The organism is Acinetobacter sp. YH12040 (genome assembly GCF_013420005.1).
Classification (GTDB): domain Bacteria; phylum Pseudomonadota; class Gammaproteobacteria; order Pseudomonadales; family Moraxellaceae; genus Acinetobacter; species Acinetobacter amyesii.
Genome location: NZ_VOZB01000012.1, coordinates 99,229 through 125,544, shown reverse-complemented (window position 1 = coordinate 125,544; position 26,316 = coordinate 99,229). Strand labels below are relative to the sequence as shown.

The following is a 26,316-nucleotide window of genomic DNA, read 5'->3' as shown; positions in this document are numbered from 1 at the left end:
ACCAGTAATTCAAATTATTTTCAAACTTATCAAATAAAACCCAACTTAATCAATTCAACCAAGTCATTGTTTTATCAGGAGTTTTAATCTTCATCACCGCCGATGGATGTGCATTCTACAGCATTTCTGATCCAACGCAACACCTTTTTTATGATTTATTTTACGCATGTCGTTTTTTTAAACACATAAACATTCTTTTGTATTATTATTGGGCTATATACGCCCTATTTCATATAATAAAACGTATATACACCCAATTTTCATTCCATTTAATTTTAGACATTTTTGATTTCGTATGGTTGTTTTTAAAAAAACTGCCTATTTAATAATGGCGTGCTCCATTTCACCCTTATTATATGCAGCTCCCACAGCAAATATTTTCACAACCACTTTCTCTATTTTGAGTTATGCCAAGTGGGAAACCACTTCACCCAAATTTTGCGTGATTAATAATTCAAGTTTAGTCAATGATTTTAAAAAACTTGCGCCAACCCACAGCACTTATAAAATTACAGCCATCAATGTGATTGACATCAAATCTAGTCATTGCCAAGTTTTATTTTTTTCCAATCTATCAGCAAAAGAAGAACAAAGTATTTTAAACAACCATGTTAATTTCCCCGCCCTCTCTCTAAGTAGTAACAATAGTGAATGTGAGTCTGGCAGTGCATTTTGTTTGTATAAAAAAAATCAGAGTTATTCGTTTAAAATTAATATGGAAAGCTTAACGCAGTCACAAATACATATTGACCCACGCGTTTTATTACTGGCGAAGTCCTCGGAGTCAGCTGAATGAAACAACTCTATAACCCAATTACATTACACCAATTATTTACGCGTTCGCAGCTCACTATCTTTGCTTTAACTTTTACGATTTGTTCTGCGATTTTTTTGGTAATTTCCACCTATACCATGCATACCTATGCAAAAAACAGCTTAACGATTTTATCAAATGCGATTAACGAACGTGTTCAACCGGCTGTGGTGTTTAATGACCAAACAACGATGAGTCAAATTTTAAATGAATACACCCAACTATATCCTATCCGTTCAATAGAAATTACAAACCATCAAAATGCGTCGCTGGCTCATGCTGAGCAACAAGCAATTTCTACATTTTCTAGCCAAGCGATTTTAGATTATTTCTTCTTTAGCCAACCGATTCGTTTAGATATCCATCATGATCAGAAAAGTTACGGCGAACTGGTCGTATATGGAAACTCGTCAGATTTAGTTAGTTTCTTCCATAAAATTTTGCTGGGTTTATTTTTAGGTTTTATTCTTTTATTGGCTACTGTGTTTTGGTCGGTGAACTCTGTTTATCAATACTTAATGCAATCCGTTCGCTCTATTGTTGAATCAGCTCAAACCATTAGTATTAAGAAAGATTATAAAATGCGGGTTTCAAACTCTGATATTCAAGAATTACACGCACTCAGTACCGCCTTTAATGGTTTACTTAGTGAAATTGAACAGTCAAATAAAAACTTAATTTCAGAAAATGACAAGCTAATTCATCTAGCACGTCATGATGCATTAACCCAATTACCAAATCGCAATTATTTTTATGAAAAGCTGTTTGAGCTATTTGACTTACAAGCGAACGCTGCCGTGTTCTTTGTCGATATTGAAAACTTTAAACATGTGAATGACCAATATGGTCACTTAGCTGGGGATGCAGTACTGCGTGCCTCATCACATTGTTTAAAACAAGCACTGCCAGATGATGCTTTCATTGCGCGACTCGGTGGTGATGAATTTGCAATTATTATCAATCGCTTAAATTTCCTGACAGAACTCGAAGTCTTTTGTCACAAAATACATGAATGCTATGGTTCCACATTTGTTTATGAGCAACATAATATTGCATTACAAGCTAATATTGGTGTGGCACTGATCCAAAATGCGAAATCGCCAGAAGATCTAATCGCAGATGCGGATCGCGCCATGTATGATGCTAAACTTTCTAATAATCATTGGTGCATTGCACTTCAACGCCCCAACTCATAGGATTTGCTATGTTAAAGAACGCATTTAAAGTTTTATTTATAATTGCATTCACGGCCACTATGACAGCCTGCATGAGTTTAGGTAACTTAAGCTACAAACAAGCACGCATGCTTAAAAAAGAAGGGTTTGTCTTGACCAATGATGGTTGGACACTTGCCCTACCAGAACGACTTTTATTTGGTTTTGATGATTATCAAATTCAACCTCACCAAGAAGGCAAACTAAATACCCTCGCCACTCAACTGATTAAATATGACCTAAACAAAATTAAGTTTATTGGTCATACGGATAATGTTGGACAAGCCAATTACAACCAACAACTGTCAGAAAAACGTGCGCAAAGCGTCGCAAACGTCTTTTTAAAGCAAGGTTATAACAGTTCAAATATTCAAATTATTGGCCGTGGTGCTGAACAGCCGATGGTCTCTAATGACACCGAAACCAATCGTGCCATCAACCGTCGCGTAAATGTCACCATCATTCCCTAAATAGCAGAATATAAAAAAGCCACCTTATGGTGGCTTTTTTATTGTGTTTATAAATTTTAGGCATAAAAAAAACCGCTATATGCGGCATCTTTTACAGTATTGTTTTTGAAATAAATGGTCGGAGCAGTAGGATTCGAACCTACGACCCCCTGGTCCCAAACCAGGTGCACTACCAGGCTGTGCTATGCTCCGAATTGGGGTGAATGATGGGATTTGAACCCACGACAACCGGAATCACAATCCGGGGCTCTACCAACTGAGCTACATCCACCATCATATTCTTGCTTGTGAATAACCAATATAACGCATTTTAAATTACAGGCATAAAAAAACCGCTGTATGCGGTATCTTTTATCGACCGTTTTCTTTAAGAAAATGGTCGGAGCAGTAGGATTCGAACCTACGACCCCCTGGTCCCAAACCAGGTGCACTACCAGGCTGTGCTATGCTCCGAATTGGGGTGAATGATGGGATTCGAACCCACGACAACCGGAATCACAATCCGGGGCTCTACCAACTGAGCTACATCCACCATCACAACAAGTTTCAGATTCTAGTATCAGAAGACCATTAAAATGGCGCGCCTGACAGGATTCGAACCTGTGACCATCCGCTTAGAAGGCGGATGCTCTATCCAACTGAGCTACAGGCGCATTACCGATGACATAGACTATCACGCGATTTTTGCCTTGAGAAATTGGTCGGAGCAGTAGGATTCGAACCTACGACCCCCTGGTCCCAAACCAGGTGCACTACCAGGCTGTGCTATGCTCCGTTTCATCTCAGCTTTCGCTGTATCGCATATCGTGCGGTACGGTGTGCATTCTAGGCGTGACGTTGATTAACGTCAACACCTATCTTCAAAAAAACATAAAAAATCATTTCAAGCGATTATTTATCAAGCACTTTAATCATTTTTCAAGCAAAAATTAACGTTTTAAACTGGCGCTGAAATTCAACATCCGATCTAAAGGCAATTTAGCACGCTCAGCCAATGCCGGATCTACAAAAATTTCCTGATCGCCTTTTTGTAAAACTTCCAGAATGCCATCCAATTCATTCATCGCCATCCAAGGGCAATGTGCACATGAACGACAAGTCGCTCCCTCACCTGCCGTCGGTGCTTCGATGAGAATTTTATTCGGCACAGCTTGCTGCATTTTATAAAAAATACCGCGATCTGTTGCCACGATTAAACGTTCGTGTGGCAAGGTTTGTGCAGCCTTGATCAATTGCGAGGTGCTACCGACGGCATCTGCAATATCCACCACAGATTCTGGTGACTCTGGATGTACCAAAACTGCTGCATCAGGATACAGCGCTTTCATATTGGCAATACCACGTGCACGGAACTCTTCATGGACAATACATGCCCCATCCCATAGCAACATGTCTGCACCAGTTTTCTTTTGAATATAGCGACCGAGATGCTGATCGGGTGCCCAAATAATTTTTTCACCTAAACTATCTAAATGCTCAACAATTTCAACAGCACAGCTCGAGGTTACCACCCAATCTGCACGCGCTTTCACTGCCGCCGAGGTATTGGCATATACCACAACCGTATGATCCGGATGTGCATCGCAAAATTTGGTAAATTCATCGACAGGACAACCCAAATCAAGTGAGCATGTTGCCTCTAGAGTAGGCATCAGTACGGTTTTCTCAGGAGATAAAATCTTCGAGGTCTCCCCCATGAATTTCACTCCTGCAACCACCAACGTCGTTGCTTCATGATCCCGACCAAAACGTGCCATTTCAAGTGAATCCGAAACGCATCCACCGGTCTGTTCTGCTAGTTCCTGCACTTCAGGATCACAGTAATAGTGTGCAACAAGGACAGCGTTACGTTTTTTGAGTTCCGCTTTAATTAATTCAAACTTTTCAAGCTTTGCAGCTTCCGTTAAGTGATGCTCTTTAACATCACCCAAACGATCCAAATGCGCTTGTACAATTGATTTTGCTTCATTTGCAATTAAGTTGTTTGCATTATTCATCACAACGTCTTCTCTACCCTTAATGCCTGCTACTACACAGGTGCTTCACAACTGACCCATAAATATGGCACTTGGCTATTTTTTACCGGTCATTAAAAAGTTCCACTTATAAAAAAGCCTCACAACGGAGGCTTTTCAAAAACATCAAATATTTTATGAACGGTAATCTGCGTTAATCTTGACATAATCATACGACAGGTCACAGGTATACACAGTATCTCGAGCACTGCCACGTCCTAAATCTACACGGATCGTGATCTCAGATTTCTCCATCTCTGCAGCCCCTGCTGCTTCGGTATAATCTGCTGCGGCACCACCGTCTTTACAGATTTGAACATCACCTAACCAGACCTGAATTTTTTCAACATCTAAGTTTGGCACACCTGCATAACCAATAGCTGCCAAAATACGGCCCCAGTTTGGATCTGATGCGAAGATTGCAGTTTTAACCAACGGTGAATGTGCAATGCTATAAGCAATATCACAACATTCTTGAGTATCTGCGCCGCCTTCTACTGCCACAGTAATAAACTTCGTCGCACCTTCACCATCACGGACAATGAGCTGTGCAAGACGTTTCATCACACGTGTTAACACGTCTAAAACAGCAGCATAACGTGAATCTGTTTCTGAAGTAATTTCTACGCCACCAGCTTGCCCCGTTGCAATCAAAATACATGAGTCATTCGTTGAGGTATCACCATCTACCGTAATACGGTTAAACGACAGGTTAACTGTGGTTTTCAAAAGCTGTTGCACCAGCTCACGGCTAATGGGTGCATCAGTTGCCACATAGCTCAACATGGTCGCCATATTTGGACGAATCATGCCTGCGCCTTTAGAAATACCTGTCATAGTATACAGAATGCCATCTAGTTCGAACTGTTCAGATGCACCTTTAGGTGTTGTATCAGTGGTCATAATGCCCGTTGCCGCATCCAACCATGCATCTTCCTGCAAACTATCTAATGCTGGTTGCAAGCCTTGAACCAAACGATCAATAGGTAATTGCTCACCAATTACACCTGTTGAAAATGGAAGAACTTCTGTATTTTGAACACCTGTCAGTTCTGCCAGTTTCGCACACGTCGCCTCAGCGTTTGCCATGCCGATTTTGCCAGTACCGGCATTGGCATTTCCGGTGTTAATCACTAAATAACGTGGATTACCTGCTAATAAGTGGGCTTTCGAAATATGGACCGGTGCTGCACAAAATGCATTTTGAGTAAAAACGCCTGCGACATTAGAACCTTCAGCAAATTCAAAAATGACAAGGTCACGTCGGTTCTGATAGCGCACATACGCTTCAGCCGAACCGATTTTTACACCTTTCACCACATGCATCTGCGGCATAGATACGTCACCAACTGCCATTTTTCAACGTCCAACTATATGAGTTATAAAAAATACAGCTTAGTGCAAAATCTATAAAAAATCGAGCAGAAGCACGGTTTTGCTGTAATTTTATTGAGCATTTCTTTTGCACATAAAAAACCAGTCTTTCGACTGGTCTTTATCGATGTTCGTCGTAAATTAGTTACGCGCAAGCTGAGTTGCTTCATCAAGAAGCACTTGTTTCGCTTTTTGTTGACTCGCAGCAGAAAGGGCTGGGTTTTCAGCCACAATACGGTCAGCATTCGCCGCATTGGCTGCTGCAATTTTTGCAGTTTGCAATACGATTGGACGATTTGGATTGGCAAAGGTATAACGAATACCCGTACGCGGGCTTGCTACAGTCACTTGACCGTCAGTACCAACCTGTACTTGAGTTGTTGTTGGACCAACTGCTTGTTGAACTTTCTCTAAAGAAGTCGTCTGAGGAGCGTTTGCAAAGGCAAAAGTTGGCAAAGCCAAAGCAGCAATCATGAACGGTTTTAGTACTTTTTTCATTGTCTTTTCCGTCTTACGGTTATTGATAGAAACTAAATAACATTTAATCTACTGAACTGCAAATACTATTCAGGTCAGATTAGTAGTGTAAATAAAAAATCAGAGCACTAAGGCTCTGATTTATTTGAAATTAAAAAATGCTGTTTAGATTTTACCGTGACATTGTTTATATTTTAGACCTGAACCACATGGGCAAGGCGAGTTACGACTTTCTGGCGGAACAATCACTTGCTCTGCAGGTGTGTATTGCGCATCGATAACATCATTACCATTGGCTTCAGCCAACAAATTATCAAAGTCGTTGTGTGACAGCTGAAGATTCATTGATTCAGCTTGAGCCTGTTTTTGAGCTTCCATTTCTGCAAGTTCTTCGGCTGTAGGCACATGAATACGAGATAAATCTGTCACGACATCGGACTTAATCACAGCAAGCATGTTTACAAATAAATTAAAGGCTTCTTTTTTGTATTCTTGCTCAGGATTTTTCTGCGCATAACCACGTAAATGAATCCCTTGACGTAAGTAATCCATTGCTGCCAAATGCTCTTTCCAATGGCGGTCCAATGAATTCAACATAAAGTGACGTTCGAGCATTGCAGCCGTTTCGTCACCCATTTGCGTACGACGTGAACGGTAGTGCTGAAGAACTTCATCAGTAATACGTTCAACCAAAGCTTCTTCATCCAAACGACGATCTTGCTCTAACCACTGCGAAATTGGCAGTTCAATCGATAGATCTTCACGTAGCGCCTTTTCAAGACCTTCTATATCCCACTGATCGTGAATAGACTCAGGTGGAATATATACTTCGATCATGCCTTTAGTCACATCCTGAATCATTGTTTCGATGTAATCTTGTAAAGACGGTTCAACAAGAATTTCATCACGTTGCGAGTAAATAATCTTACGTTGTTCGTTGTTTACGTCATCGTATTTCAATAAATTTTTACGAATATCGAAGTTACGTGCTTCAACTTTACGTTGTGCATTTTCAATCGAGCGTGAAACCATTTTATGCTCAATGGCTTCATCTTCTTTCAGACCCATGGCACGCATCATTGCAACTACGCGATCACCTGCGAAGATACGCATCAAGTCATCTTCAAGCGACAAGTAGAAACGTGATACACCTGGGTCACCTTGACGGCCCGCACGACCACGTAACTGGTTATCGATACGACGAGATTCATGACGTTCTGAACCGATAATATGTAAACCGCCAGAGTTCAGCACCATTTCATGATTTTGTTCCCACTCTGCTTTCAAACGTGCTTCGTCTGCTTCAGTCGGCTCTTCAATCTTCGCCAGCAACGCTTTCCAGTTACCACCTAACAGAATATCAGTACCACGACCAGCCATGTTAGTCGCAATGGTCACTGCACGAGGTGAACCTGCTTGCGCAATAATATCCGCTTCGCGCTCATGTTGTTTCGCATTAAGTACTTCATGTTGAATACCAGCTTCTTTCAGCTTATCTGATAAAATTTCAGAGGCTTCAATGGTTGCTGTACCAATCAGAATCGGCGCAACACCCGCTTCATGAATACGTTGAATTTCTTGAATGATGGCGTTGTATTTACCTTCACGATTTAAATAGATTAAATCGTTTTGGTCATTACGAATCATCGGGCGATGGGTTGGAATAAGTACAACATCCAAGCCATAAATTTCTTTCATCTCTGCAGCTTCAGTATCTGCAGTACCCGTCATACCCGATAATTTCTTGTAAAGACGGAAATAGTTCTGGAATGTTGTGGTTGCTAGTGTTTGGTTTTCAGGTTGAATTTCCAAACCTTCTTTGGCTTCTACTGCTTGATGCAAACCTTCTGACCAACGGCGACCCGGCATGGTACGACCAGTGTTTTCATCGACAATGATCACTTCACCTTCGTGGATGATGTAATGCACGTTGCGTTGGTATAGGTAATGCGCACGAATGGCCGCAGAAACATGGTGTACCAAGTTTAAATTAGCAGATGAATATAAACTTTCACCTTCAGCAAGCAAGCCCATTTGAATCAATTCAGCTTCAACAGTTTCATAACCGACTTCGGTCATTTCTACAGAGCGCTGTTTTTCGTCAATCCAGAAGTGACCACCATCTGGTACCTTCTCTTCTTTTTGTGCATGAAGTTTTGGTGGAATGCTGTTAATGGCAGCATACAACTGAGATGAGTCTTCTGATTGACCAGAAATGATCAACGGTGTACGCGCTTCATCAATCAGGATCGAATCGACCTCATCGATGATGGCATAGGTTAAGCTGCGCTGTTTTTTCTCAGCAGCAGAAAACACCATGTTGTCACGCAAGTAATCGAAACCGAATTCGTTGTTGGTACCGTAAGTAATGTCAGCTCGATACGCTTGAGCTTTTTCAGTTGGGTCTTGCATTGAGTAAATAATCCCAATGCTTAAACCTAAAAATTCGAATAATGGACGGTTTAACTCAGCATCTCGCTGTGCGAGATAGTCGTTCACCGTAATCACGTGAACACCTTCACCACTAATCGCATTGAGGTAACAAGCAAGCGTTCCCATGAGGGTTTTACCTTCACCGGTACGCATCTCTGCGATCTTACCTTCATGTAAAGTAATACCACCAATCAGCTGTACATCATAATGACGCATGCCCATGACACGCTTCGCAGCTTCACGACAAACAGCAAACGCTTCAGGTAATAATTTATCAAGGCTGTCGCCTTTTTTATAACGTTCTTTGAATTCTTCAGTTTTTGCAGATAAGTCTGCATCGCTTAGAACAGATATCGTCGGCTCGAGCGCATTAATCTTCTCTACGATTTTACGCATGCGTTTGAGTTCGCGCTCATTTTTGGTACCGAAGATTCCTCCGATCAGACTTGCCAACATGAATAGACTCTCTAAATCTTGCTTGTCAAATGAATATATTTTCTTAGTCGTTATTATGGTGCTAGAAATTCGAAGTACAAGGGTTTTGCACAAAAATCCCCTTAAATATTCTGCGCTCGGGTTCTAGCCCCGGAGACTTAAGGCAAGCTAATGTAACAAATTTTCTGCAGACAACATAGTGACTCTGTCGTGAGATATTTCGCATTTATTCCCCAATAAAACTGTTTTATATGAAATATATTCATAAAGAAATGAAAAAACACTATTTTTAATCATAAAAAAAATCCTTCATATTTATTTTCAAGTTAAACAAATTCAATAAATACGGGGATATTCCATGACGATTCGTTTAGGTGATACTGCACCAGACTTTACTCAAGACTCAAGCGAAGGCAGCATTCATTTTTATGACTTTTTAGGTGACAGTTGGGGCATTTTATTTTCGCATCCTGCCGATTACACCCCAGTCTGCACCACAGAACTTGGATTTACCGCAAAACTAAAAGATGAATTTAGCAAACGTGGTGTCAAGGCCATTGCCCTGTCTGTTGATGATGTTGAGTCGCATCATGGTTGGATTAATGACATTAATAATACTCAAAATACCACGGTCAACTTCCCGATCATTGCAGACAAAGACCGTAAAGTGTCCACCCTTTATGATTTCATTCACCCCAATGCAAGCGAAACATTAACTGTTCGCTCTTTGGTGATCATCGATCCACATAAAAAAGTCCGTTTAATCATTACTTATCCTGCATCTACAGGGCGTAACTTCCATGAAATTTTACGTGTCATTGACTCTTTGCAACTGACAGACAACCATAAAGTTGCAACACCGGCCAACTGGCAACAAGGTGAAGATGTGGTGATTGTGCCGTCATTAAAAGATGAAGAGGAAATCAAACAACGCTTTCCTCAAGGGTATAACGCAGTTACGCCTTACCTTCGTTTAACGCCTCAACCTAAGTGAGGATAAAACGGAGCATTACGCTGTCCGAGCGCAAGATAAGAAGCTCTGCTGTGAGTGACCAAAGCGAAGGTACAAATTTAACTATTTTTAAGTGCAGCACCTGACCCAACTCAGAATCATAACCATAGTTACTTATAGTTACTTATAGTTTTCCCCTCAGAACGAATGACGAGCCCGTTCTGGCATTCTCCAACCTGCTCATCTCCGGATGAGCTTTTTTTGATTACAAATTCCTTTCAGGGATTAGATTGGTTAAACATCACAATTCCGTTATAACTAATAAAAACTTGAAAATAACAAACCGTGATTCATCAAATTCATCATTTACATTGTGGTAGTTTTTGTCCAACGTGTGCCCCTTTATTTGGACAGAAAGGCTTTCGCGCACATTTGGTCTGTCATTGCCTGCTCATTGAAACCGATAAAGGGCTCGTCTTAGTCGATACAGGACTGGGCTTACAAGATTATTTGCATCCACAAAATCGTTTAGGTCGGTTTATTTCACGCACAGCGCAGATCAAATTTAATCCGCAGCTAAGTGCGATTCATCAAATTCAAAAATTAGGCTTTAAGGCTCAAGATGTTAAACACATTTTGTTGTCACACTTAGATTTTGATCATGCTGGCGGGATCTCTGATTTTCCGCAGGCGACTGTGCATGTCTTAGCCAGTGAATATAACGCCACTCAAAACATTCATAGCTTAAAATCACGACTGCGCTATCGACCACAGCAATTCCAACTGCATCGTTATTGGAATTTTATCGAAAGCATCGGGACTAAAGCATGGTTTAACTTAGAGCACACTGCCGGTCTATCTATTTTTCAAGAGGAAATTTTAATGCTCCCGCTTTTGGGACATACCGCGGGTCATGCCGGTATTGCAATAAAAAATAACCGTCGCTGGTTGTTATATTGTGGCGATGCTTATTACTCACATCATCAATTAAATCCAAATTTTCATTCGCGGGCCTTAAATCAGCTTGAGCGTTTATTTGCCACCGACAATACACAGCGACTGCACTCTCTTCATAAGATTCAGCAGTTAGCGCAGCATCCGGACATCGATCTCATCTGTGCACATGACCCATTCGAATTCGCTCGCTATCAGAATATAAGCTATGACCGCTAAAATCCTACCAATGATCCTACTCAGTGTTAGCTTCAGCTTCACGGGTTGCATGACATCAAATCCATTACCGTTAAATGAACGTCCTCAGCATTGGGGGAAAGTCGTTCATCAACAGCATAATTTTTATCAAATCAGCCCAACGCTATTTCGCAGTGAACAACCTGATGCAGATCTCGCCCTTGTTCTACGAGAACAGCAAATCGATGTGATCATAAATTTACGTTCACGGCATCATGACCCAGAACGCTTAAACAATGTCATTGATACGCAAAAGGTTAAATTTGTACATATTCCGATACACACGTGGCAAATCGATCGTGAAGATTTACTGGCAGTGATGAAAACTATAAAAGTGGCTGAACAACAGCAGCAAAAAGTGTTAATCCATTGCTACCACGGCTCAGACCGTACAGGCGCGAGTGTGGCAATGTACCGTATTATTTTTCAGCATTGGTCCATTGAGGAGGCAAAACGTGAAATGAAACAAGGTGGCTATGGCTTCCACCCTATTTGGAAAAATATAGACCGATTATTCAGCCCTGAAAATGTAAAATGGATTCAGCAGCAACTACTGAATCCATCTTATCAAAGGTAAATCCTCATATAAACTTAGCGTTTATCGAGTGGTACCCAATCAATCACCCAAGCCGATTTCATATTCAAACTTGCATCTGAATTGATCTTTTTACGTGTTGCGTCCGCAGCATCACGGTCCTTCGAAGGACCGACCATAATACGAATGCCTTTAGATGTAGGACTCTTCGTCACTTTATAGCCTTTTGCACGTAATTTTGCAGCGACGGCATCTGCATTGGCTTCATTGGCAGCCAGTGCAACTTGCACCATCCATTGCTTATCGCCATTTTCCAACAGATCACGTGCTTTTTCAGCTTCAGCTTTTTTCTTGGCTTCGGCTTTACGCTTTTCTTCCGCCTTGTGTTTTTCTTCGGCTTTACGCTTTTCTTCAGCTTGTTGCTTCGCTTCGGCTGCTTTCTTATCTGCAGCTTTTTTCTCAGCTTCAGCATGTGCTTTACGTTCAGCTTCTTTTTGAGCGTCCGCTTTACGTTTTGCTTCAGCTTTTTGTTTTTCTGCTGCGATACGTGCCTGATCAGCCTTTTGCTGCGCCGACTGACTCTCTAACTTTTTTTGAGCCGCCAACTTATCCTCAGCTAAACGCTTTTGCTTGGCTTTTTCATCTTCAACCAATTCGGGAGGAATATTATCCGAACTTTGTTGAGCTGAACGATGTGCGTTTAAAGCTGCATATTCTTCTGCTGCTTTACGTGCTGCATCAGCTTCCGCTTGTTGTTGCATCGCTAAAAATTCTGCTGCGCGTGCTTCTTGCTCCGCAACCGATTTTTCACGAGTACGTCGTTGTTCTTCGAGCAAGCGCTTTTCAGTTTCAACATCAACTGTCAATGATGACATTTTACCCGCACCCTGACCTTGTTGCTCAACTTGAGCCATTTCAGGGGTTTGGCTTTGATTTTGATGTATTTCTTCTTTGCCTTTAAGTAAAAGTGCGGCCAGCAGTACACCACCACCTAATAAAACAACACCACCCATCCAGCGTTGTTTGTTATTCATTGACATTCTTCCAGATACTCCCATACCGCTTCTAAGGTATGAAATGAACCACATACCAGAATCAGCTGATTATTCTTTGTTTCTTCCAGCGCGGACTTAAAAGCTAATTGCACATTGTCATAATGTTCTACGACTTGATGCTGCAGTGCGCTATCCAATTGTGTGATAGATGCCGCACGTGGCACATTTAATTGTGCAATTTTCCACATTCTTACCGTATCTTTCAATAAGTTAACGACAGAATTTATGTCTTTATCAGTCAGCATGGAGAAAACGCTGATCACTTCTGTGTATTGTTTATTGTACTGGAGGAAATTTCGCAATTGCTTTAACAAAAATTCAACACCATGCGGGTTATGTCCCGCATCGAAAATCACCGTTTTTCCTGCAATTTCTCTAACTTCAAAACGGCCTTGTAACTTGGCATTGATAATCCCCTGAGCGATCGACTGCTGAGAGACCACCAAACCACTGGCCAATATTGCTGCTACAGCCGTAGAGATATTTTCGAGTGCCAAAGAACCCACGGGGAGTTTTAAGGTTGAACCTGATGAGGCAAACATCCAAGATTGTCCGTCATCACTGTACTGATAAAAATAATCACGATTGAGTACATGTAAAGCGGCTTGGCAATCTTCTGCTTTTTGACGAATAGCTTCAGGCAAAACTTGCTGCCCACCAAAAATTACGGGAATATTCGGACGAATAATTCCTGCTTTCTCAAAAGCAATTTTTTCAATGGTGTCGCCCAACCAATCGGTATGGTCTAAACCAATATTGGTAATCACTGCAACATCTGGATCGACAACATTGACTACATCAAGTCGACCACCTAGGCCTACTTCAAGTACCCATACATCACAATGTCGTTGTTTAAAAATAACAAAAGCGGCCAAAGTGGTCGCTTCAAAAAAAGATAAACTTAATTCACATTCACGACGCGCCTGATCAACAGCTACAAAAGCATCAATCAGGGTTTGGTCGGCTACTTCAACACCTTGAAGCTTTACACGTTCATTGAATCGATAGATATGCGGTGATTGGTATAAACCCACATTATAACCTTGCGCATTTAAAATGGCAGCCAATGTCGTTGTGGTTGAGCCTTTCCCATTGGTTCCAGCAACCGTCAGAACTTTGGCATCAGACTGAGTTACGCCCAATCGATCTGCAACAGGAATTACCCGCTCCAGTCCTAAATCAATACCCGTAACATGAACATGGCTCCAATAATCGAGCCATGTGTTTAAAGAATCAGTTGCAAGTGGTGCTGTGTTCAAGGCAAGTTCATCAATTTCGCTACAATACGATAAACTGTATCACGTAATGCATGACGGTGGACAATTTGATCGACTACACCATGATCAAGCAAGTATTCTGCACGTTGGAACGGTTCTTCCAATTTTTCACGTACAGTTTGCTCAATCACACGCTTACCAGCAAAACCAATCATGGCTTTCGGTTCAGCCAAGTGAACATCACCGAGCATTGCCAATGATGCAGTCACACCACCATAGACTGGATGTGTCAGCACCACTAGATAAGGCAAGCCTGCATCTTTCATTTTTTGGATGGCAGCAGAAGTACGCGCCATTTGCATGAGTGACAACATGCCTTCTTGCATACGCGCACCACCAGAGGCAGCGAAGCAAATAAGTGGTTGTTTGGATTTAATCGCAAGTTCAGCCGCTTGAACAAAACGGTCACCAACTACAGTGCCCATTGAACCGCCCATGAAATCAAATTCGAAAGCAGTCGCAATCATTGGAATGCCTTTCAGCGTTCCTTGCATCACCACTAAAGCTTCTGTTTCACCGGTTTTCTTCTGCGCTTCAGACATACGGTCTGGATACGCTTTGCTATCAACAAATTTCAGTGGATCTTTGGCTTTAAATTCTTGACCCAATTCTTTTTGTACTTGGTCAAAGAACCAGTTCAAACGATCACGCGCTTTCATTCGCAAGTGTTCATCACACTGCGGACAAACGTAGGCATTAAATGACATTGCAGTACGAGTCACAAGTGCATGACACTCAGGACATTCAATCGTCGGCTCAGTAAATGTCGCCTTTAATGCTTGCTGTTCATCAGGTACATGAATACCTGGTACCGCACGCTCTGTCCATGGCGTAGATGCGCTCAGAATTTTGCCTGTTTTTGCGTCTTGACTCATACTAACTCATCGAGCGCAGCTCGAAGCTCCTTCACTTTATTCACTGTTTCGATTACAGCTTGTTCTGGCGCTAAGTTTGCAAATTGTTTAACAAAAGCACTACCTACAATCACCGCATCTGCAGCCACACCCATGGCTTTCGCCGATGCTGCATCACTGATACCAAAGCCAACGCCAACTGGTACCTGAGTATACGATTTGATTTTTTGAATACGTGCCGCAGCTTCAGCAACGTCTAAAGTCGCTGCACCTGTCACACCTTTCAAAGAAACATAGTAGATAAATCCACTGGCTTGTTTCACCACATGCTGAATACGTTCATCAGTGGATGTTGGCGCAAGTAAGAAGATTTGATCCATGTCGTATTTTTTCAATACTGCATCTAGATCTTTTGCTTCTTCTGGTGGAAGGTCCACCAAGAGCACGCCATCTACACCGCATTCATGTGCATAGGCAACAAACTTTTCATAGCCGATTACTTCAACGGGGTTTAAATAGCCCATCAGTACCACGGGTGTTTCTGAATCGTTTTTACGGAACTCTTTCACCATGTTCAAGGCATCTAGAGTATTGGTTCCTGCAGCAAGCGCACGCTCCGCGGCAAGTGCAATAACAGGACCATCCGCCATTGGGTCTGAAAATGGAAGACCCAATTCGATCACATCTACACCTGCCTCAACCATTTGATGTAACAAAGGTACCGTTACTTGTGGATGAGGGTCACCAGCCATAACATAAGAAACCAAGGCCTTACGCTGTTGAGATTTAAGCGTTCCAAATCGAGTGGCTAAACGTGACATAGGGTTATACTTTCCTTGAATGAATCAAAACTATGATGTGGGTTTTGTCGAAATACAAGACATCGCATTGTAACGCTATTTTTTACCCATTGAACAGGGCATACAATCCTCAGTCGGCATTTCTCATGCAAACATAATTTTCCAGAACAACCCGAAAGCATCATTTACCGATATTTCAGTTTTTTTCACAATGATCAAAGATGCCTAATTTTAGGATCTGGCAAAATTATAAGGTTTTAGATTAACTTAATTTTATCATCAAAAAAATGTTAAAAATAACAGGCTTAGCATTTACATTTTAATTTTCCTTAAATTGCAAAACCTGCTTTATACTAGCCGCATACTTTTATTTTTTTATCTCCTATGTCCTCCGATTCACAAGTGAAAGTGCCTGCTCGGGCATTTGCACTGCTCCCGCTTATTGTTTTTCTGACCATTTTTTTGGGCAGTGGTATTTACCATTCCATCATTGGAACTGAGTTTGCGTTCTATCAAGTGAAAGCCCCAGTCGCTGCTCTTCCTGCAATTGTATTGGCAATTTTGCTCTATCGCGGCAAGATAAATGACGCGATTGATACATTTATGAAAGGTGCTAGCCACCCGAATTTGATCTTAATGTTCATGGTCTTTATGCTCGCTGGTGCTTTTGCCAGTGTCAGCAGTGCCATCGGTAGTGTCGATGCAACAGTGCAGTTGGGACTATCGATGATTGCGCCTGAGTTCGTGCTGCCCATGCTGTTTATTATTGCGGCCTTTATTGCCACAGCGATGGGAACCTCCATGGGCACTATTGCAGCCTGTGCACCAATTGCCTTTGGTTTTGCTCAAGTCACCGAAATTGAAGTGGTGTATGCCATTGGTGCTGTGGTCGGCGGTGCTATGTTTGGTGATAATCTGTCGATGATTTCAGATACCACCATTGCTGCAACGAACAGTCAAAAAGTTCAGCTTCGCGATAAATTTAGAGTCAATGTTTGGATTGCTGTTCCTGCATCGATTGTCAGCATCTGTATCTATTTATTCATGAGTCAAGGCTCACAAGCGATTGAACACAAAGCCTATAATGCGTGGCTGATCTTGCCGTATTTAGCCGTATTTATTTTGGCCTTTTCACGTTTGCACGTGCTTGCTGTACTGACCATTGGTGTCTTACTGTCTGGCTTGATTGGTATGGTGATTCAACCTGAATTTAATTTCTTAAGCTTAAATAATTCTATTTATGACGGCTTTACCGGCATGTTTGAAGTTGCCCTGCTTTCTATTTTCTTGGGTGGTATTTCTGCCATTATGCAAAAAGAAGGCGGTTTAGAATGGCTAATTCAACGCATTTACAGCATGACACGCTACTTTAAAGTTGGTGCTGAACGCGCAGGTGAAATTGGTATCAGTTTCTTGGTGATTTTCTCCAACCTATTTGTGGCAAACAACACTGTCGCAATTATTTTATCTGGTGACATGGCACGTGAAGTCGCGAAAGAATATGGTGTAGACCCTAAACGTGCTGCTGCGCTCTTGGACATTTTCTCTTGCGTAGTCCAAGGTCTCATTCCTTATGGTGCACAGCTGTTACTGGCTTGTTCGATCGCAAAACTTTCGCCTGTGGAACTGATTGGTAGTGTGTATTACTGTTGGGTCTTGGCAATCTTTGCCATCCTTGCCATTTTACTTCGGTATCCAAAATTAAAAGCTGCGGCATAAGCTTGGCTTTAAAGAAAAGCGGTCGTTTGACCGCTTTTTTTAATGTTGTTTAAAAGGCTTTTCTTAACGAGCAATCTGCAAGTTTTATTCTAATCTCAAGGTTTTTTTTCGCGCTAATAATGTCTCTCCACTATATGCCTTAAAAGCACGTGCCAAAGCAGACTGATCTGAATATCCTAACTGCAACGCGATATCCGTCAAATGGGTTTGTTGTGAAAGTAGATATTCACAGCGTTTCATCCGTTCAAGCTCCAAAAGCCGTTTAAACGAGGTGTCTTTCTCCTTTAACTGTCGTTGCAAGGTTCTGACTGACAGATGTAACTCCTCTGCTAACCACTCTATTTTAGGGGCTTGCTGTTTTTGTTTGAGATGATCAGCGATGCATTGTTGCATCTGTAGAATTGGATCTGCATGTTGCGGACGAGCGGCGATCGCCTCTTCGGCCTGACGTAATAACAATTGCATCAGTGACGGATCAGCAAGTTCTGACTTTAAATCCAAACTATCTGCATGAATCACAAATGAATATTTAAGGGTCGAAAATTCCATTTGGCAGCCATAAAACTTTTCATAGTGATAACGTGCCATCCGCGGCGCATGGGCAAAATGAATGCGGAGTAACTTTAAAGAATCTGGAAAAATTTGCTTGGCCAAATGTGCCATACAGGCCATGGTCAACTCATTCACCAAAGCATATTCATCATCATGCTGTGGCCAAGACAGAATAATTTGATGATCTTGATGGCTCATATTCATTGGCACAATTTGCGCCCCATCAATCACCAAACGACTAAATCGCATCACATATTTCAAAGCATCTGCAACGCTATTACTCAGTGTCGCCATATAGCCTAACACCCCAAAATGCTCCGCACGAATATACTTGGCCATTTCAAAAACCAATTGCGGACAATCCAGATGCTGCTGAGTCAGTTGCATGATGCTGTTAAAAAAAGAATTCGGCGATTGAGAGTCGATCGGCAAAGACAGCACATGCTGAATTTGCGCAGCATACGGCGCAATCCATTCGAGCTGTGTATAGTTTAATTCACGCTCAAGTAAGACCATATTCCATAGTTGGAAGTAACCATTTGGGATCTGAATTTCAGCCATCTCGCCCCTCTTTCTGACCTGCCAATTCTGACATTTTATATTTTCATCATGGCGTAAAATGTATAAAAATTGGCAATATCTGTCAAAATAAAGTGCAATTTCTCCGACATACTGCAATCAACACGACTCGCACAGAAAAAATATCATGAATGCTATCGTCAAATATCAAGTCGAACCTATTGTTCGCACAAAACTGAATTTTAAGTTAGAAGAAATCCCGCGCTATTGGTTTGGCGGAGACCCCTTTTTAACTCGTATGTTTGATGCCTTGAGCCTGACCTTTCCTGATGGCGAGCGCTATTTTATTGAATCTGTACGACTGTTCCGCAGTCAAATTCAAGACCCTGATTTACAGCAACGTGTCGCTGACTTTATTCGTCAAGAAGCGCAGCACGGTATGGCGCATGACAAAATGAATATGTTGATGAAACAACAAGGCATGCCTGTCGATGCGTTCATTAAACGTCTGAATAAAATTTTTAAATTTGAACTGAGCAAACGCTCACCTGAATACAACATTGCCATGACGGCTTCTGCCGAGCATTTGACTGCGCTGATGGCTGAAACGTTCTGTAGCCAAAAGTCCGTACTAGAATCTGCGCATCCTTATGTCCGTGCATTATTTATTTGGCATGCGATAGAAGAAATGGAACATCGCGATGTGGCTTTTGATGTGATGAAAGATGTGGCTAAGGTCGATGAAAATTTAAAGAAATTCACTTTGGTTTGGACCAGTGGATTGATGCTCGGCTTTACCTTATACCGTGCCAATGTGATGCTGAAACATGACGGCTTCAGTTTCACTGAACGTTTAAAATTAAATATGAAAGGCTTACCGTGGTTCTTTGGTAAAAATGGCACCCTCACCCGAATGAGCAAGCCATATCGAGATTGGTTTAAAAAAGACTTCCATCCGAGTCAGCATCCCATTGTGCAAAATTATGATCTTTGGTTAAAAACTTATGAAGAAACCAATGATCCAATTCAAGCTGCGGAAGTGTTTTGGCAAGCTGCAAAATAAAAATTGAATAAAAAAAGCCGCATCGATTGCGGCTTTTTTATAGGCTTAGACTTACCATTTTGCATAGTGCTGCTCAAGTAAACCATATTCATTTAAGAATACTATTTCTTCGCCATCACGTTGAATTGTACCGCTAATTTTTGCCTGCCATTGACTGAACTGACTACCGACCAATCTTAAATTCAGGTTTTCATAGCGCCGCCAACCTGTGGTGACGATCAAATTTAAGCTGTTATCTAATGAGCTAATATTCCATTGATTATCGCCTTGTTGCTGAAACAGTACATCAGACATGGCATATAGATGTCCATTGACCCAAAGGCAATTTTCATTGCCAAAGCTTTCATTTACCCCTGAGGCAAGATTGATCCCAACGCGTCGATTTTGACTGTCCCAAAAGTTACACGATAACCAAAACCATGCGGTTTCAGGACGAAGAAAACCACAGGTATCATCTAAAGACACCAATGTCCGGTCATGAAATTGAATGGTCTTGCCTTGTTTATTGATAAAGAAACCTTCACAGCCTAACGTCGTTAGTTTTTGAGTATAGGTCCAACCATTAATCCCTGTAGGGCTACACATACTCAGCGGATCTGTCCCCGCACAAAACACTCGGGCACTCAGTTTGAGTTCACCATGTTTCGACATTTGAATGTATCGCACACCATTGGCATGCTGAATGTCCAGTTGAATCCCTGACTTAATAAAATGACTCTGATTAAATAAAGGTTGTTCATCTAAAACGGTATTACGTGACAGGAAATTAATCGAATTCCATTCCAATACTTCATTCGAAATATGATCATACACATAGACAAAACCGTGCCCCGCCCACGCGATATCGGCGATCGCTAGACCAATCGTATAATGTTCATGCTGAATACAACAAAATTTAAATTTTTTATATTTTAAACGCTTACGCCAACCTTGAAGTCGTTTTCCATACGGTGTCTTATATTCATACTTACTTAAATCGATGCGATTGGGAAGTTCACTAAAACGCCCATAATGCGGCTGTCCATTCGGCCGTATTAAATCCATATACGCCATTCCATTGAGGTTTAAGGTCTAAATCCTGAATGTTATTATGCCTATTATTTAACGCCTGAAAAGACAATCCATCTGATTTCAGGCGAATATCACAAAAAAATATAAAAGCTGACATTTCAGCTCTTAATCATCACAATTATTCATTTATTAAGATGTAATCATTTTTCCATGAATTTTGCTGGCTATGCGGCGTTTCAACCAATTCGATATAGCGCCCATAGACATGATCAATCGCAATACAATCATCAACATCTAGGGTTCGGTCGGTATGTTGTTTTTGCCAATGTGACTCAAAAAAAGCCTTGCCCCGTTGTTTTGCAACGCTGGCATTTTGTCCCGTCACCAAAACATAACGATGTAATTCACCAAATTCGCGGGCATCATATCCCCCGAGATTAATCAGCCATAATTTTTCATCTTCAGCTCGGGGCGCGGCATCACAAAATTGGATACGATAATGCCGATTTTCAGTGCTGACTGTATGTACCTGTGCCCAAGCATCAATATGTAAGCCTTTTTGCTCACCAAACCATGCCGTTCTCAGTTGTGGATAAACCTCTTCTAATGCGTTACCCACTGCAAGAATGACATCATGCACTTCGATATTTGCTCTTGAATGGCGTCCGCCGAGCATCACCATAAATAAACTAGACACAATCTTCCCCCCTATTTTTGACTTCAACTGCCCACATAGGGCTGAAGCAATTTCAATAAAATCACGCCGCCTAACGATAGTACCGCGTTGTTAACGAAATGAATGAGTAAGACATGCCAAATGTTACGCGTCCACAAATAGATCAGGTTGAGAAATAGGCCTGCCGCCATAAAACTGATGGTCGCAATTAAATTGCCATCAAAATTATGATAATGAATCAAGCCAAATAAGATTGAGTTCAGCAAGACCAAGATCACTCGCCACGGCCACGGCTGTACAAATAGCTTTTGTAGTAAGGTATAGCGGAAAATAATATCTTCGAGCAATGCGGTAAATAATGGCCCAAGACTGATGATCAACAAACTGAAAAAGGCAATCGTATTGGGATCAATGGTCGATTCTTTTTCAATGCTCTCGCCCACTGGCAACAGGCTGCGTGTAAAAAAAATCACCACTTGTAAAGCGACTGCACCGACAACCACCAACAGGCTTGAACGCCAAAAAGCCTGTTTATACTTTTGTCAGTGCGTATACAGCATCGTTTTATAGAGCCAACACACGGCAATAAATAAAATACCGCGAAAGATCGAATCACCCAAAGCAACTTGAGCTGAAACACCCAAAAATTGGTCTAAGACATAACTGTTGAACAAGATCAGCGGAAGAATACACAGCGCAAAAGTATCACGCCATTGCCAAGAAATATGGGTTGGAAAGGATTCTGCACGAACCAATTGGGTAAATGTCATTGTTATAAAGTCTTTCTAAAGCAATAAAATTTCCACAGTATTGTGATTTATTTCACACTTTTATTCTGCATCTATTTTGTAGTGATTTGCCTCAATAAAATTTTCAGCAAGAAAAAATCGCGCGGAATTGCTTCTGCGCGATTTTTAATTCACCCTCTCCACTTGCGAACTCAGAATATATTCCGAGATTCTCATCCCAAAGGGAGAGGCTTAAAGGAGTTTACATCTCAACCATTTCCACGCCATCAATGCGGGCAACGGTCATTAAATCTTTATCGCCACGGCCTGATACAGTCGCAATAATGATTTGGTCTTTGTCCATGGTCGGCGCAAGTTTCGTCACATAAGCCATCGCATGTGAGCTTTCCAATGCAGGGATAATACCTTCAATTTGGGTTAAATCACGGAAGCCTTGTAGCGCTTCAGTGTCATTGATTGGCACATAGTTCACACGGTGCATATCTTTGAGGAAACTGTGCTCAGGGCCTACACCTGGGTAGTCCAGACCTGCAGAAATTGAATGTGTTTCAATGATTTGACCTTGATCATCCGACATCAGGTAAGTACGGTTACCGTGAAGTACACCCACATGACCTGCATTGAGTGGTGCAGAGTGTTTGCCTGTTTCAATGCCATAGCCTGCAGCTTCGACACCGTACATTTTCACATCTTCATCATTTAAGAATGGATAGAACAAGCCCATCGCATTTGAACCGCCGCCCACACATGCAACCAAGGCATCTGGTAAACGGCCTGCTTGTTCTTGAATTTGTTTACGCGCTTCACGGCCAATGATCGATTGGAAATCACGAACCAATTGCGGATATGGATGCGGACCTGCAACGGTACCAATCACATAATAAGTTGAATCAACATTGGTTACCCAGTCACGCATCGCTTCGTTCATGGCATCTTTCAATGTTTTTGAACCGCTTTCTACAGATACAACTGTCGCTCCAAGCAAACGCATACGGTACACATTCATGGCTTGACGTTTTACGTCTTCTGCACCCATGAACACCACGCATTCAAGGCCTAAACGCGCAGCAATCGTTGCCGTTGCTACACCGTGCTGACCTGCGCCTGTTTCCGCAATAATACGTTTTTTTCCTGAAAGTTTAGCCAGCAAAGCCTGACCAATGGTGTTGTTCACTTTATGTGAACCTGTATGGTTCAGGTCTTCACGTTTTAAATAAATTTGCGCACCACCCAACTCTTTCGACCATCGCTCAGCATAATACAAAGGACTAGGACGACCGACGTAATACGCCAAGTCACGGTCGAATTCTGCCAAAAACTGAGCATCATCTTTCATGCGGAAATAGAGTTTTTCTAAATCCTCAAGTGCTGCCATTAGAGTTTCTGACACAAAACGCCCGCCATGAATACCGAAATGCCCTTGTGCGTCAGGGAATTGGGTATAGTCAATCTTATTTTGCTGATCCACGATGGACTCCTTGCATAAAGCGTTCTATGAGTTGTTGGTCTTTAATACCTTTTGCCGATTCTACACCACCGCTCACATCTACGGCGTAAGCACCAGTGATTTGAATCGCTTCTTCAATATTGTCAGGCTTTAAACCGCCCGCCAAAATTAAAGGAATATCGAGTTTTGGAAACTGTGCCCAGTCAAAGCTATGCCCTGTACCGCCTTTCAGTTCTGGATGCCATGCATCGAGCAGTACGGCGCTTGCCCCTGCCTGCTGAAAAGCTTGGATTTCGCTAATCACATCTAAATCAGGCTTCACCTGAATGGCTTTGTACCATCGGCGTCCAACGGTCTGCGCAATTGTTTGGCACTGTTCAGGGCTTTCATCGCCATGAAATTGCAGGATGTCTACAGGTGAAATTTTTAAAATATTCTGTATGTCTGCAGCCGATGCATTCACGAATAAACCCACTGTCTGCACATACGGCGGCACATGCTGAATCAGCTCAGCAGCTTGCGCTGCCGTTACACTGCGCGGGCTTGGCGCAAAGAATACGAATCCTATCGCATCTGCGCCAGCTTGGACGACAGATTGAATATCTTGAATACGTGTAATTCCGCAGATTTTGGCACGGGTTCGCATGTTGTTTTGGCTCTGACTCCGCCCTATTCATAGCCTATCTATGAATATAAAGGCGAATCATTGTAATGCAATTTTCATGAATTGCGTGGATTTTCAGCATTATTGCTACGCAAAAATAAAAAGCCCTGAATGATCAGGGCCTTTTGACATTTTAATGAATTATTTCATTGCATAACGTAATGTTACCCAAGCAGTACGGCCTTCTTGACGGTAGTAATAATCACTCCAAGAGTCATACACCGTGTAATATTCTTTATCAAACATATTAGCAAGCTTCGCTTGTACAGAAAATTCAGGAGTCGCTTGATAGGTTAAACGTACATCTGCTGTCGCAAAACTGCCAAAGCTTGTTGTATTAGCGGCATCCTTATAACGCTGGTCTTCTGCGTGTACAGAGCCACCTAGCGTCCATTTATCCATCGTATAATCTGCAGATATATTCAACAATTGACCTGCACGACCCGCAATTTGATTACCTTTGGTCGCCCCAGAATTATATTCAGGCTCTTGATAAGTATAGTTTAAGTTCCACGTGAAGTTGCCCAGTGACTGTCCGAACTCAGCTTCCACACCCTTAATTTTTGCTTTTGCAATATTGGTTCCGCCTGAAATCATATTATCAATTTCATTATGGAAGGCAGAAACAGACCAGTTCAGCCATTGCGACCCTTTGAATCCAATTTCAATGTTTTCAGACTCTTCAGGTACTAGATTTGGATTTGACCAACCCGGATAATATAAGTCATTAAATGTCGGTGAGCGGAAAGCTGTACCGTATGAAACATAAGTGCCGTAGTTGTCATTAAATGAATAACCAACAGCGGCATTGCCTGTGGTGTGATCACCAAACTGTTCATTATCATCTAAACGAATAGCAGCTTGCAGGTTCACTCGACCAAAATCGCCAAGATATTGCGCATAGTAACCGACATTATCACGCTCTTTTTCATCGTAATTGGTGGTGCTGTCGACTTGATCATTTAAGTAATCCACACCCACCAATAGTGTGTTGTTTGCATTGAAAGATAATGTGTTTAACCAGCTGATGCTGTCTTTTGTGGTATCAAATACACCCGTCGATTTATCTGCACTAAAGGTTTCGTATTTATCTTCTGAACGGCCAAATTTAAGCTGCGTTTTCCAAAGATCTACAGGAGAATAGCTAAAGCCAACGCCATACACATTTTGTTCAACCTTGTTATAAGGATTTAGGTTATATGGACTATCGTAATTTGTTTCGCCATTTACATAGAGAACATTAAAATCAGCTGCAAATTGATCATTAAACTGATGACCCGCTTTAATTGACGCAGAATAGTTTTCATAACCATCTTTATCTGTTTCAGTCGGCAAAGTTGTTACATCTAAACCTTGTGTTTTCAAGCCTGCCAAACTCAGCGTCGCCCAAGAATTATCCTGACGAATATTCACACCGACATTTGCATCGTAAGTTTCATGTGAACCATACTTGAGCGAAGCAAATGGTTTTACGCCATTTTGCGTCCCTTTACGGGTGAAGATTTGAATCACACCGCCTACAGCTTCAGAACCATATAAACTTGAGCGCGGACCTTTGACCACTTCTACACGTTCAATTTGATCAACTGGCAAATGCTCAAATGAAGTTTGGCCTGAAGTTGCTGAACCCAATTTTTGACCATCCACCAATACCAATACCGCAGTAGAGCCTGTACCACGAATGGAAATACTTGTTGGCTGACCTAAACCACCAGAGTTGGTATACGTTACGCCCGGCACTGTACGAAGCAATTCTTGTAAAGAAGTAAATTGCTTGCGCTCAATTTCTTCACGGTTAATCACGGTCACTGCCGCCAAAGTTTTTTGTGAGTCTTGCTCAACAATATTGGCAACCGTGTTGGTAATGACTGGAAGTTGATGAACTTGGTCTTCTGCCATCGCAGCAGAAAGTGGAGATAAAACAAAAAGCGACCCGATAAGAGTCTTAGAGAAAGAATGCATGCTGTATTCCCCGATCGCACCGCCCGTGCGAAATAAAAGTTGGATAACGCGAGGCGGT

At 41.8% G+C, this 26,316-nt stretch carries 22 protein-coding genes, 6 tRNA genes and 1 pseudogene; 8 read left to right on the top strand and 21 right to left on the bottom strand.

Going from position 1 to position 26,316, the window contains the following annotated elements:
• Positions 1–295: 295 nt before the first annotated feature.
• Genes FTT99_RS13610 through FTT99_RS13600 form a run of 3 tightly spaced genes read left to right on the top strand, consistent with a single transcriptional unit; the run spans position 296 to position 2,498 of the window.
• Complete coding sequence (locus FTT99_RS13610) at positions 296–796, top strand: YfiR family protein (RefSeq protein WP_171319270.1); 501 nt, start codon at positions 296–298, stop codon at positions 794–796.
• On the top strand, positions 793–2,010 hold the full coding sequence (locus FTT99_RS13605; RefSeq protein ID WP_180161605.1) for a diguanylate cyclase domain-containing protein: 1,218 nt from the start codon (positions 793–795) through the stop codon (positions 2,008–2,010). The genes FTT99_RS13610 and FTT99_RS13605 overlap by 4 nt, the downstream gene beginning before the upstream one ends.
• Before the next feature lie 8 nt (positions 2,011–2,018).
• Positions 2,019–2,498 (top strand): OmpA family protein, encoded by a 480-nt coding sequence (locus FTT99_RS13600; protein ID WP_180161603.1) that lies wholly within the window; start codon positions 2,019–2,021, stop codon positions 2,496–2,498.
• A gap of 115 nt (positions 2,499–2,613) precedes the next feature.
• Here FTT99_RS13600 and FTT99_RS13595 read toward each other — a convergent pair.
• From FTT99_RS13595 to secA, 10 genes are all read right to left on the bottom strand, one after another.
• Positions 2,614–2,690: transfer RNA gene (locus tag FTT99_RS13595), tRNA-Pro, on the bottom strand.
• Between the two features lie 3 nt (positions 2,691–2,693).
• A tRNA-His gene (locus FTT99_RS13590) sits at positions 2,694–2,769 on the bottom strand.
• A gap of 105 nt (positions 2,770–2,874) precedes the next feature.
• Positions 2,875–2,951: transfer RNA gene (locus FTT99_RS13585), tRNA-Pro, on the bottom strand.
• A 3-nt stretch (positions 2,952–2,954) separates the two neighbouring features.
• Positions 2,955–3,030, bottom strand: a tRNA-His gene (locus tag FTT99_RS13580).
• A gap of 44 nt (positions 3,031–3,074) precedes the next feature.
• Positions 3,075–3,151: transfer RNA gene (locus tag FTT99_RS13575), tRNA-Arg, on the bottom strand.
• A gap of 45 nt (positions 3,152–3,196) precedes the next feature.
• Positions 3,197–3,273: transfer RNA gene (locus FTT99_RS13570), tRNA-Pro, on the bottom strand.
• A 154-nt stretch (positions 3,274–3,427) separates the two neighbouring features.
• On the bottom strand, positions 3,428–4,495 hold the full coding sequence (gene nadA / locus FTT99_RS13565; protein ID WP_111885394.1) for a quinolinate synthase NadA: 1,068 nt from the start codon (positions 4,493–4,495) through the stop codon (positions 3,428–3,430).
• A gap of 153 nt (positions 4,496–4,648) precedes the next feature.
• Positions 4,649–5,869 (bottom strand): bifunctional glutamate N-acetyltransferase/amino-acid acetyltransferase ArgJ, encoded by a 1,221-nt coding sequence (argJ, locus tag FTT99_RS13560; protein WP_180131090.1) that lies wholly within the window; start codon positions 5,867–5,869, stop codon positions 4,649–4,651.
• A 159-nt stretch (positions 5,870–6,028) separates the two neighbouring features.
• Positions 6,029–6,385 (bottom strand): hypothetical protein, encoded by a 357-nt coding sequence (locus tag FTT99_RS13555; RefSeq protein ID WP_078194125.1) that lies wholly within the window; start codon positions 6,383–6,385, stop codon positions 6,029–6,031.
• Between the two features lie 144 nt (positions 6,386–6,529).
• Positions 6,530–9,253: a preprotein translocase subunit SecA gene (gene secA, locus FTT99_RS13550; protein WP_180078805.1), complete on the bottom strand. Its 2,724-nt coding sequence runs from the start codon at positions 9,251–9,253 to the stop codon at positions 6,530–6,532.
• Between the two features lie 337 nt (positions 9,254–9,590).
• Between secA and FTT99_RS13545 the strand changes: the two genes are divergently transcribed.
• The 3 genes from FTT99_RS13545 to FTT99_RS13535 all read left to right on the top strand — a co-directional run bounded on the left by FTT99_RS13545 (position 9,591) and on the right by FTT99_RS13535 (position 11,952).
• Positions 9,591–10,226, top strand: a complete 636-nt coding sequence (locus FTT99_RS13545; protein ID WP_180024520.1) for a peroxiredoxin — start codon at positions 9,591–9,593, stop codon at positions 10,224–10,226.
• 303 nt (positions 10,227–10,529) lie between these two features.
• The gene (locus FTT99_RS13540) at positions 10,530–11,357 is read left to right on the top strand and encodes an MBL fold metallo-hydrolase (RefSeq protein ID WP_180131087.1); all 828 of its coding nucleotides are present in this window, start codon (positions 10,530–10,532) and stop codon (positions 11,355–11,357) included.
• A complete protein-coding gene (locus FTT99_RS13535; RefSeq protein ID WP_180131084.1) occupies positions 11,347–11,952 on the top strand; it encodes a dual specificity protein phosphatase family protein in 606 nt (201 codons plus the stop codon). The genes FTT99_RS13540 and FTT99_RS13535 overlap by 11 nt, the downstream gene beginning before the upstream one ends.
• Before the next feature lie 14 nt (positions 11,953–11,966).
• Here the strand turns inward: FTT99_RS13535 and FTT99_RS13530 are convergent, their stop codons facing one another.
• The 4 genes from FTT99_RS13530 to trpA are packed head-to-tail and all read right to left on the bottom strand — an operon-like array spanning position 11,967 to position 15,917.
• Positions 11,967–12,944, bottom strand: a complete 978-nt coding sequence (locus tag FTT99_RS13530; RefSeq protein ID WP_180108124.1) for an SPOR domain-containing protein — start codon at positions 12,942–12,944, stop codon at positions 11,967–11,969.
• Positions 12,941–14,224, bottom strand: coding sequence for a bifunctional tetrahydrofolate synthase/dihydrofolate synthase (folC, locus tag FTT99_RS13525; RefSeq protein ID WP_180131082.1), 1,284 nt, complete (start codon positions 14,222–14,224; stop codon positions 12,941–12,943). The genes FTT99_RS13530 and folC overlap by 4 nt, the downstream gene beginning before the upstream one ends.
• Complete coding sequence (gene accD, locus FTT99_RS13520; protein WP_111885388.1) at positions 14,221–15,117, bottom strand: acetyl-CoA carboxylase, carboxyltransferase subunit beta; 897 nt, start codon at positions 15,115–15,117, stop codon at positions 14,221–14,223. Before accD ends, folC begins: the two co-directional genes overlap by 4 nt.
• Entirely contained in the window at positions 15,114–15,917 is an 804-nt protein-coding gene (trpA, locus tag FTT99_RS13515; RefSeq protein WP_180128585.1) for a tryptophan synthase subunit alpha, read from the bottom strand. Before trpA ends, accD begins: the two co-directional genes overlap by 4 nt.
• Before the next feature lie 363 nt (positions 15,918–16,280).
• On the opposite strand from trpA, the gene FTT99_RS13510 reads away from it, so the two are divergent.
• Complete coding sequence (locus tag FTT99_RS13510) at positions 16,281–17,615, top strand: Na+/H+ antiporter NhaC family protein (protein ID WP_180094923.1); 1,335 nt, start codon at positions 16,281–16,283, stop codon at positions 17,613–17,615.
• A gap of 84 nt (positions 17,616–17,699) precedes the next feature.
• On the opposite strand, the gene FTT99_RS13505 is transcribed toward FTT99_RS13510, so the two are convergent.
• Positions 17,700–18,728, bottom strand: a complete 1,029-nt coding sequence (locus FTT99_RS13505) for an AraC family transcriptional regulator (RefSeq protein ID WP_180131080.1) — start codon at positions 18,726–18,728, stop codon at positions 17,700–17,702.
• A gap of 145 nt (positions 18,729–18,873) precedes the next feature.
• On the opposite strand from FTT99_RS13505, the gene FTT99_RS13500 reads away from it, so the two are divergent.
• Complete coding sequence (locus FTT99_RS13500; RefSeq protein WP_078191325.1) at positions 18,874–19,749, top strand: metal-dependent hydrolase; 876 nt, start codon at positions 18,874–18,876, stop codon at positions 19,747–19,749.
• Between the two features lie 51 nt (positions 19,750–19,800).
• Here FTT99_RS13500 and FTT99_RS13495 read toward each other — a convergent pair whose 3' ends face one another.
• From FTT99_RS13495 to FTT99_RS13470, 6 genes and pseudogenes are all read right to left on the bottom strand, one after another.
• Positions 19,801–20,793, bottom strand: coding sequence for a DUF2804 domain-containing protein (locus FTT99_RS13495; RefSeq protein ID WP_111885385.1), 993 nt, complete (start codon positions 20,791–20,793; stop codon positions 19,801–19,803).
• Between the two features lie 145 nt (positions 20,794–20,938).
• Positions 20,939–21,457, bottom strand: a complete 519-nt coding sequence (locus FTT99_RS13490; RefSeq protein ID WP_180114467.1) for a DUF1543 domain-containing protein — start codon at positions 21,455–21,457, stop codon at positions 20,939–20,941.
• Positions 21,458–21,480: 23 nt separating this feature from the next.
• A pseudogene (locus FTT99_RS16575) lies at positions 21,481–22,206 on the bottom strand (CPBP family intramembrane glutamic endopeptidase).
• Positions 22,207–22,426: 220 nt separating this feature from the next.
• A complete protein-coding gene (trpB, locus tag FTT99_RS13480) occupies positions 22,427–23,653 on the bottom strand; it encodes a tryptophan synthase subunit beta (protein WP_180113377.1) in 1,227 nt (408 codons plus the stop codon).
• Positions 23,637–24,278 (bottom strand): phosphoribosylanthranilate isomerase, encoded by a 642-nt coding sequence (locus tag FTT99_RS13475; protein ID WP_180131078.1) that lies wholly within the window; start codon positions 24,276–24,278, stop codon positions 23,637–23,639. The genes trpB and FTT99_RS13475 overlap by 17 nt, the downstream gene beginning before the upstream one ends.
• Before the next feature lie 159 nt (positions 24,279–24,437).
• The gene (locus FTT99_RS13470; protein ID WP_180131076.1) at positions 24,438–26,258 is read right to left on the bottom strand and encodes a TonB-dependent receptor domain-containing protein; all 1,821 of its coding nucleotides are present in this window, start codon (positions 26,256–26,258) and stop codon (positions 24,438–24,440) included.
• Between the last annotated feature and the right edge of the window lie 58 nt (positions 26,259–26,316).

What these genes read in the sequence shown, in the direction of transcription:
- FTT99_RS13610 (WP_171319270.1), top strand. Translation starts at nt 296, where the DNA reads ATGGTTGTTTTTAAAAAAACTGCCTATTTAATAATGGCGTGCTCCATT.
- FTT99_RS13605 (WP_180161605.1), top strand. Translation starts at nt 793, where the DNA reads ATGAAACAACTCTATAACCCAATTACATTACACCAATTATTTACGCGT.
- FTT99_RS13600 (WP_180161603.1), top strand. Translation starts at nt 2,019, where the DNA reads ATGTTAAAGAACGCATTTAAAGTTTTATTTATAATTGCATTCACGGCC.
- nadA (WP_111885394.1), bottom strand. Translation starts at nt 4,495, where the DNA reads ATGAATAATGCAAACAACTTAATTGCAAATGAAGCAAAATCAATTGTA.
- argJ (WP_180131090.1), bottom strand. Translation starts at nt 5,869, where the DNA reads ATGGCAGTTGGTGACGTATCTATGCCGCAGATGCATGTGGTGAAAGGT.
- FTT99_RS13555 (WP_078194125.1), bottom strand. Translation starts at nt 6,385, where the DNA reads ATGAAAAAAGTACTAAAACCGTTCATGATTGCTGCTTTGGCTTTGCCA.
- secA (WP_180078805.1), bottom strand. Translation starts at nt 9,253, where the DNA reads ATGTTGGCAAGTCTGATCGGAGGAATCTTCGGTACCAAAAATGAGCGC.
- FTT99_RS13545 (WP_180024520.1), top strand. Translation starts at nt 9,591, where the DNA reads ATGACGATTCGTTTAGGTGATACTGCACCAGACTTTACTCAAGACTCA.
- FTT99_RS13535 (WP_180131084.1), top strand. Translation starts at nt 11,347, where the DNA reads ATGACCGCTAAAATCCTACCAATGATCCTACTCAGTGTTAGCTTCAGC.
- FTT99_RS13530 (WP_180108124.1), bottom strand. Translation starts at nt 12,944, where the DNA reads ATGAATAACAAACAACGCTGGATGGGTGGTGTTGTTTTATTAGGTGGT.
- accD (WP_111885388.1), bottom strand. Translation starts at nt 15,117, where the DNA reads ATGAGTCAAGACGCAAAAACAGGCAAAATTCTGAGCGCATCTACGCCA.
- trpA (WP_180128585.1), bottom strand. Translation starts at nt 15,917, where the DNA reads ATGTCACGTTTAGCCACTCGATTTGGAACGCTTAAATCTCAACAGCGT.
- FTT99_RS13510 (WP_180094923.1), top strand. Translation starts at nt 16,281, where the DNA reads ATGTCCTCCGATTCACAAGTGAAAGTGCCTGCTCGGGCATTTGCACTG.
- FTT99_RS13505 (WP_180131080.1), bottom strand. Translation starts at nt 18,728, where the DNA reads ATGGCTGAAATTCAGATCCCAAATGGTTACTTCCAACTATGGAATATG.
- FTT99_RS13500 (WP_078191325.1), top strand. Translation starts at nt 18,874, where the DNA reads ATGAATGCTATCGTCAAATATCAAGTCGAACCTATTGTTCGCACAAAA.
- FTT99_RS13495 (WP_111885385.1), bottom strand. Translation starts at nt 20,793, where the DNA reads ATGGATTTAATACGGCCGAATGGACAGCCGCATTATGGGCGTTTTAGT.
- FTT99_RS13475 (WP_180131078.1), bottom strand. Translation starts at nt 24,278, where the DNA reads ATGCGAACCCGTGCCAAAATCTGCGGAATTACACGTATTCAAGATATT.
- FTT99_RS13470 (WP_180131076.1), bottom strand. Translation starts at nt 26,258, where the DNA reads ATGCATTCTTTCTCTAAGACTCTTATCGGGTCGCTTTTTGTTTTATCT.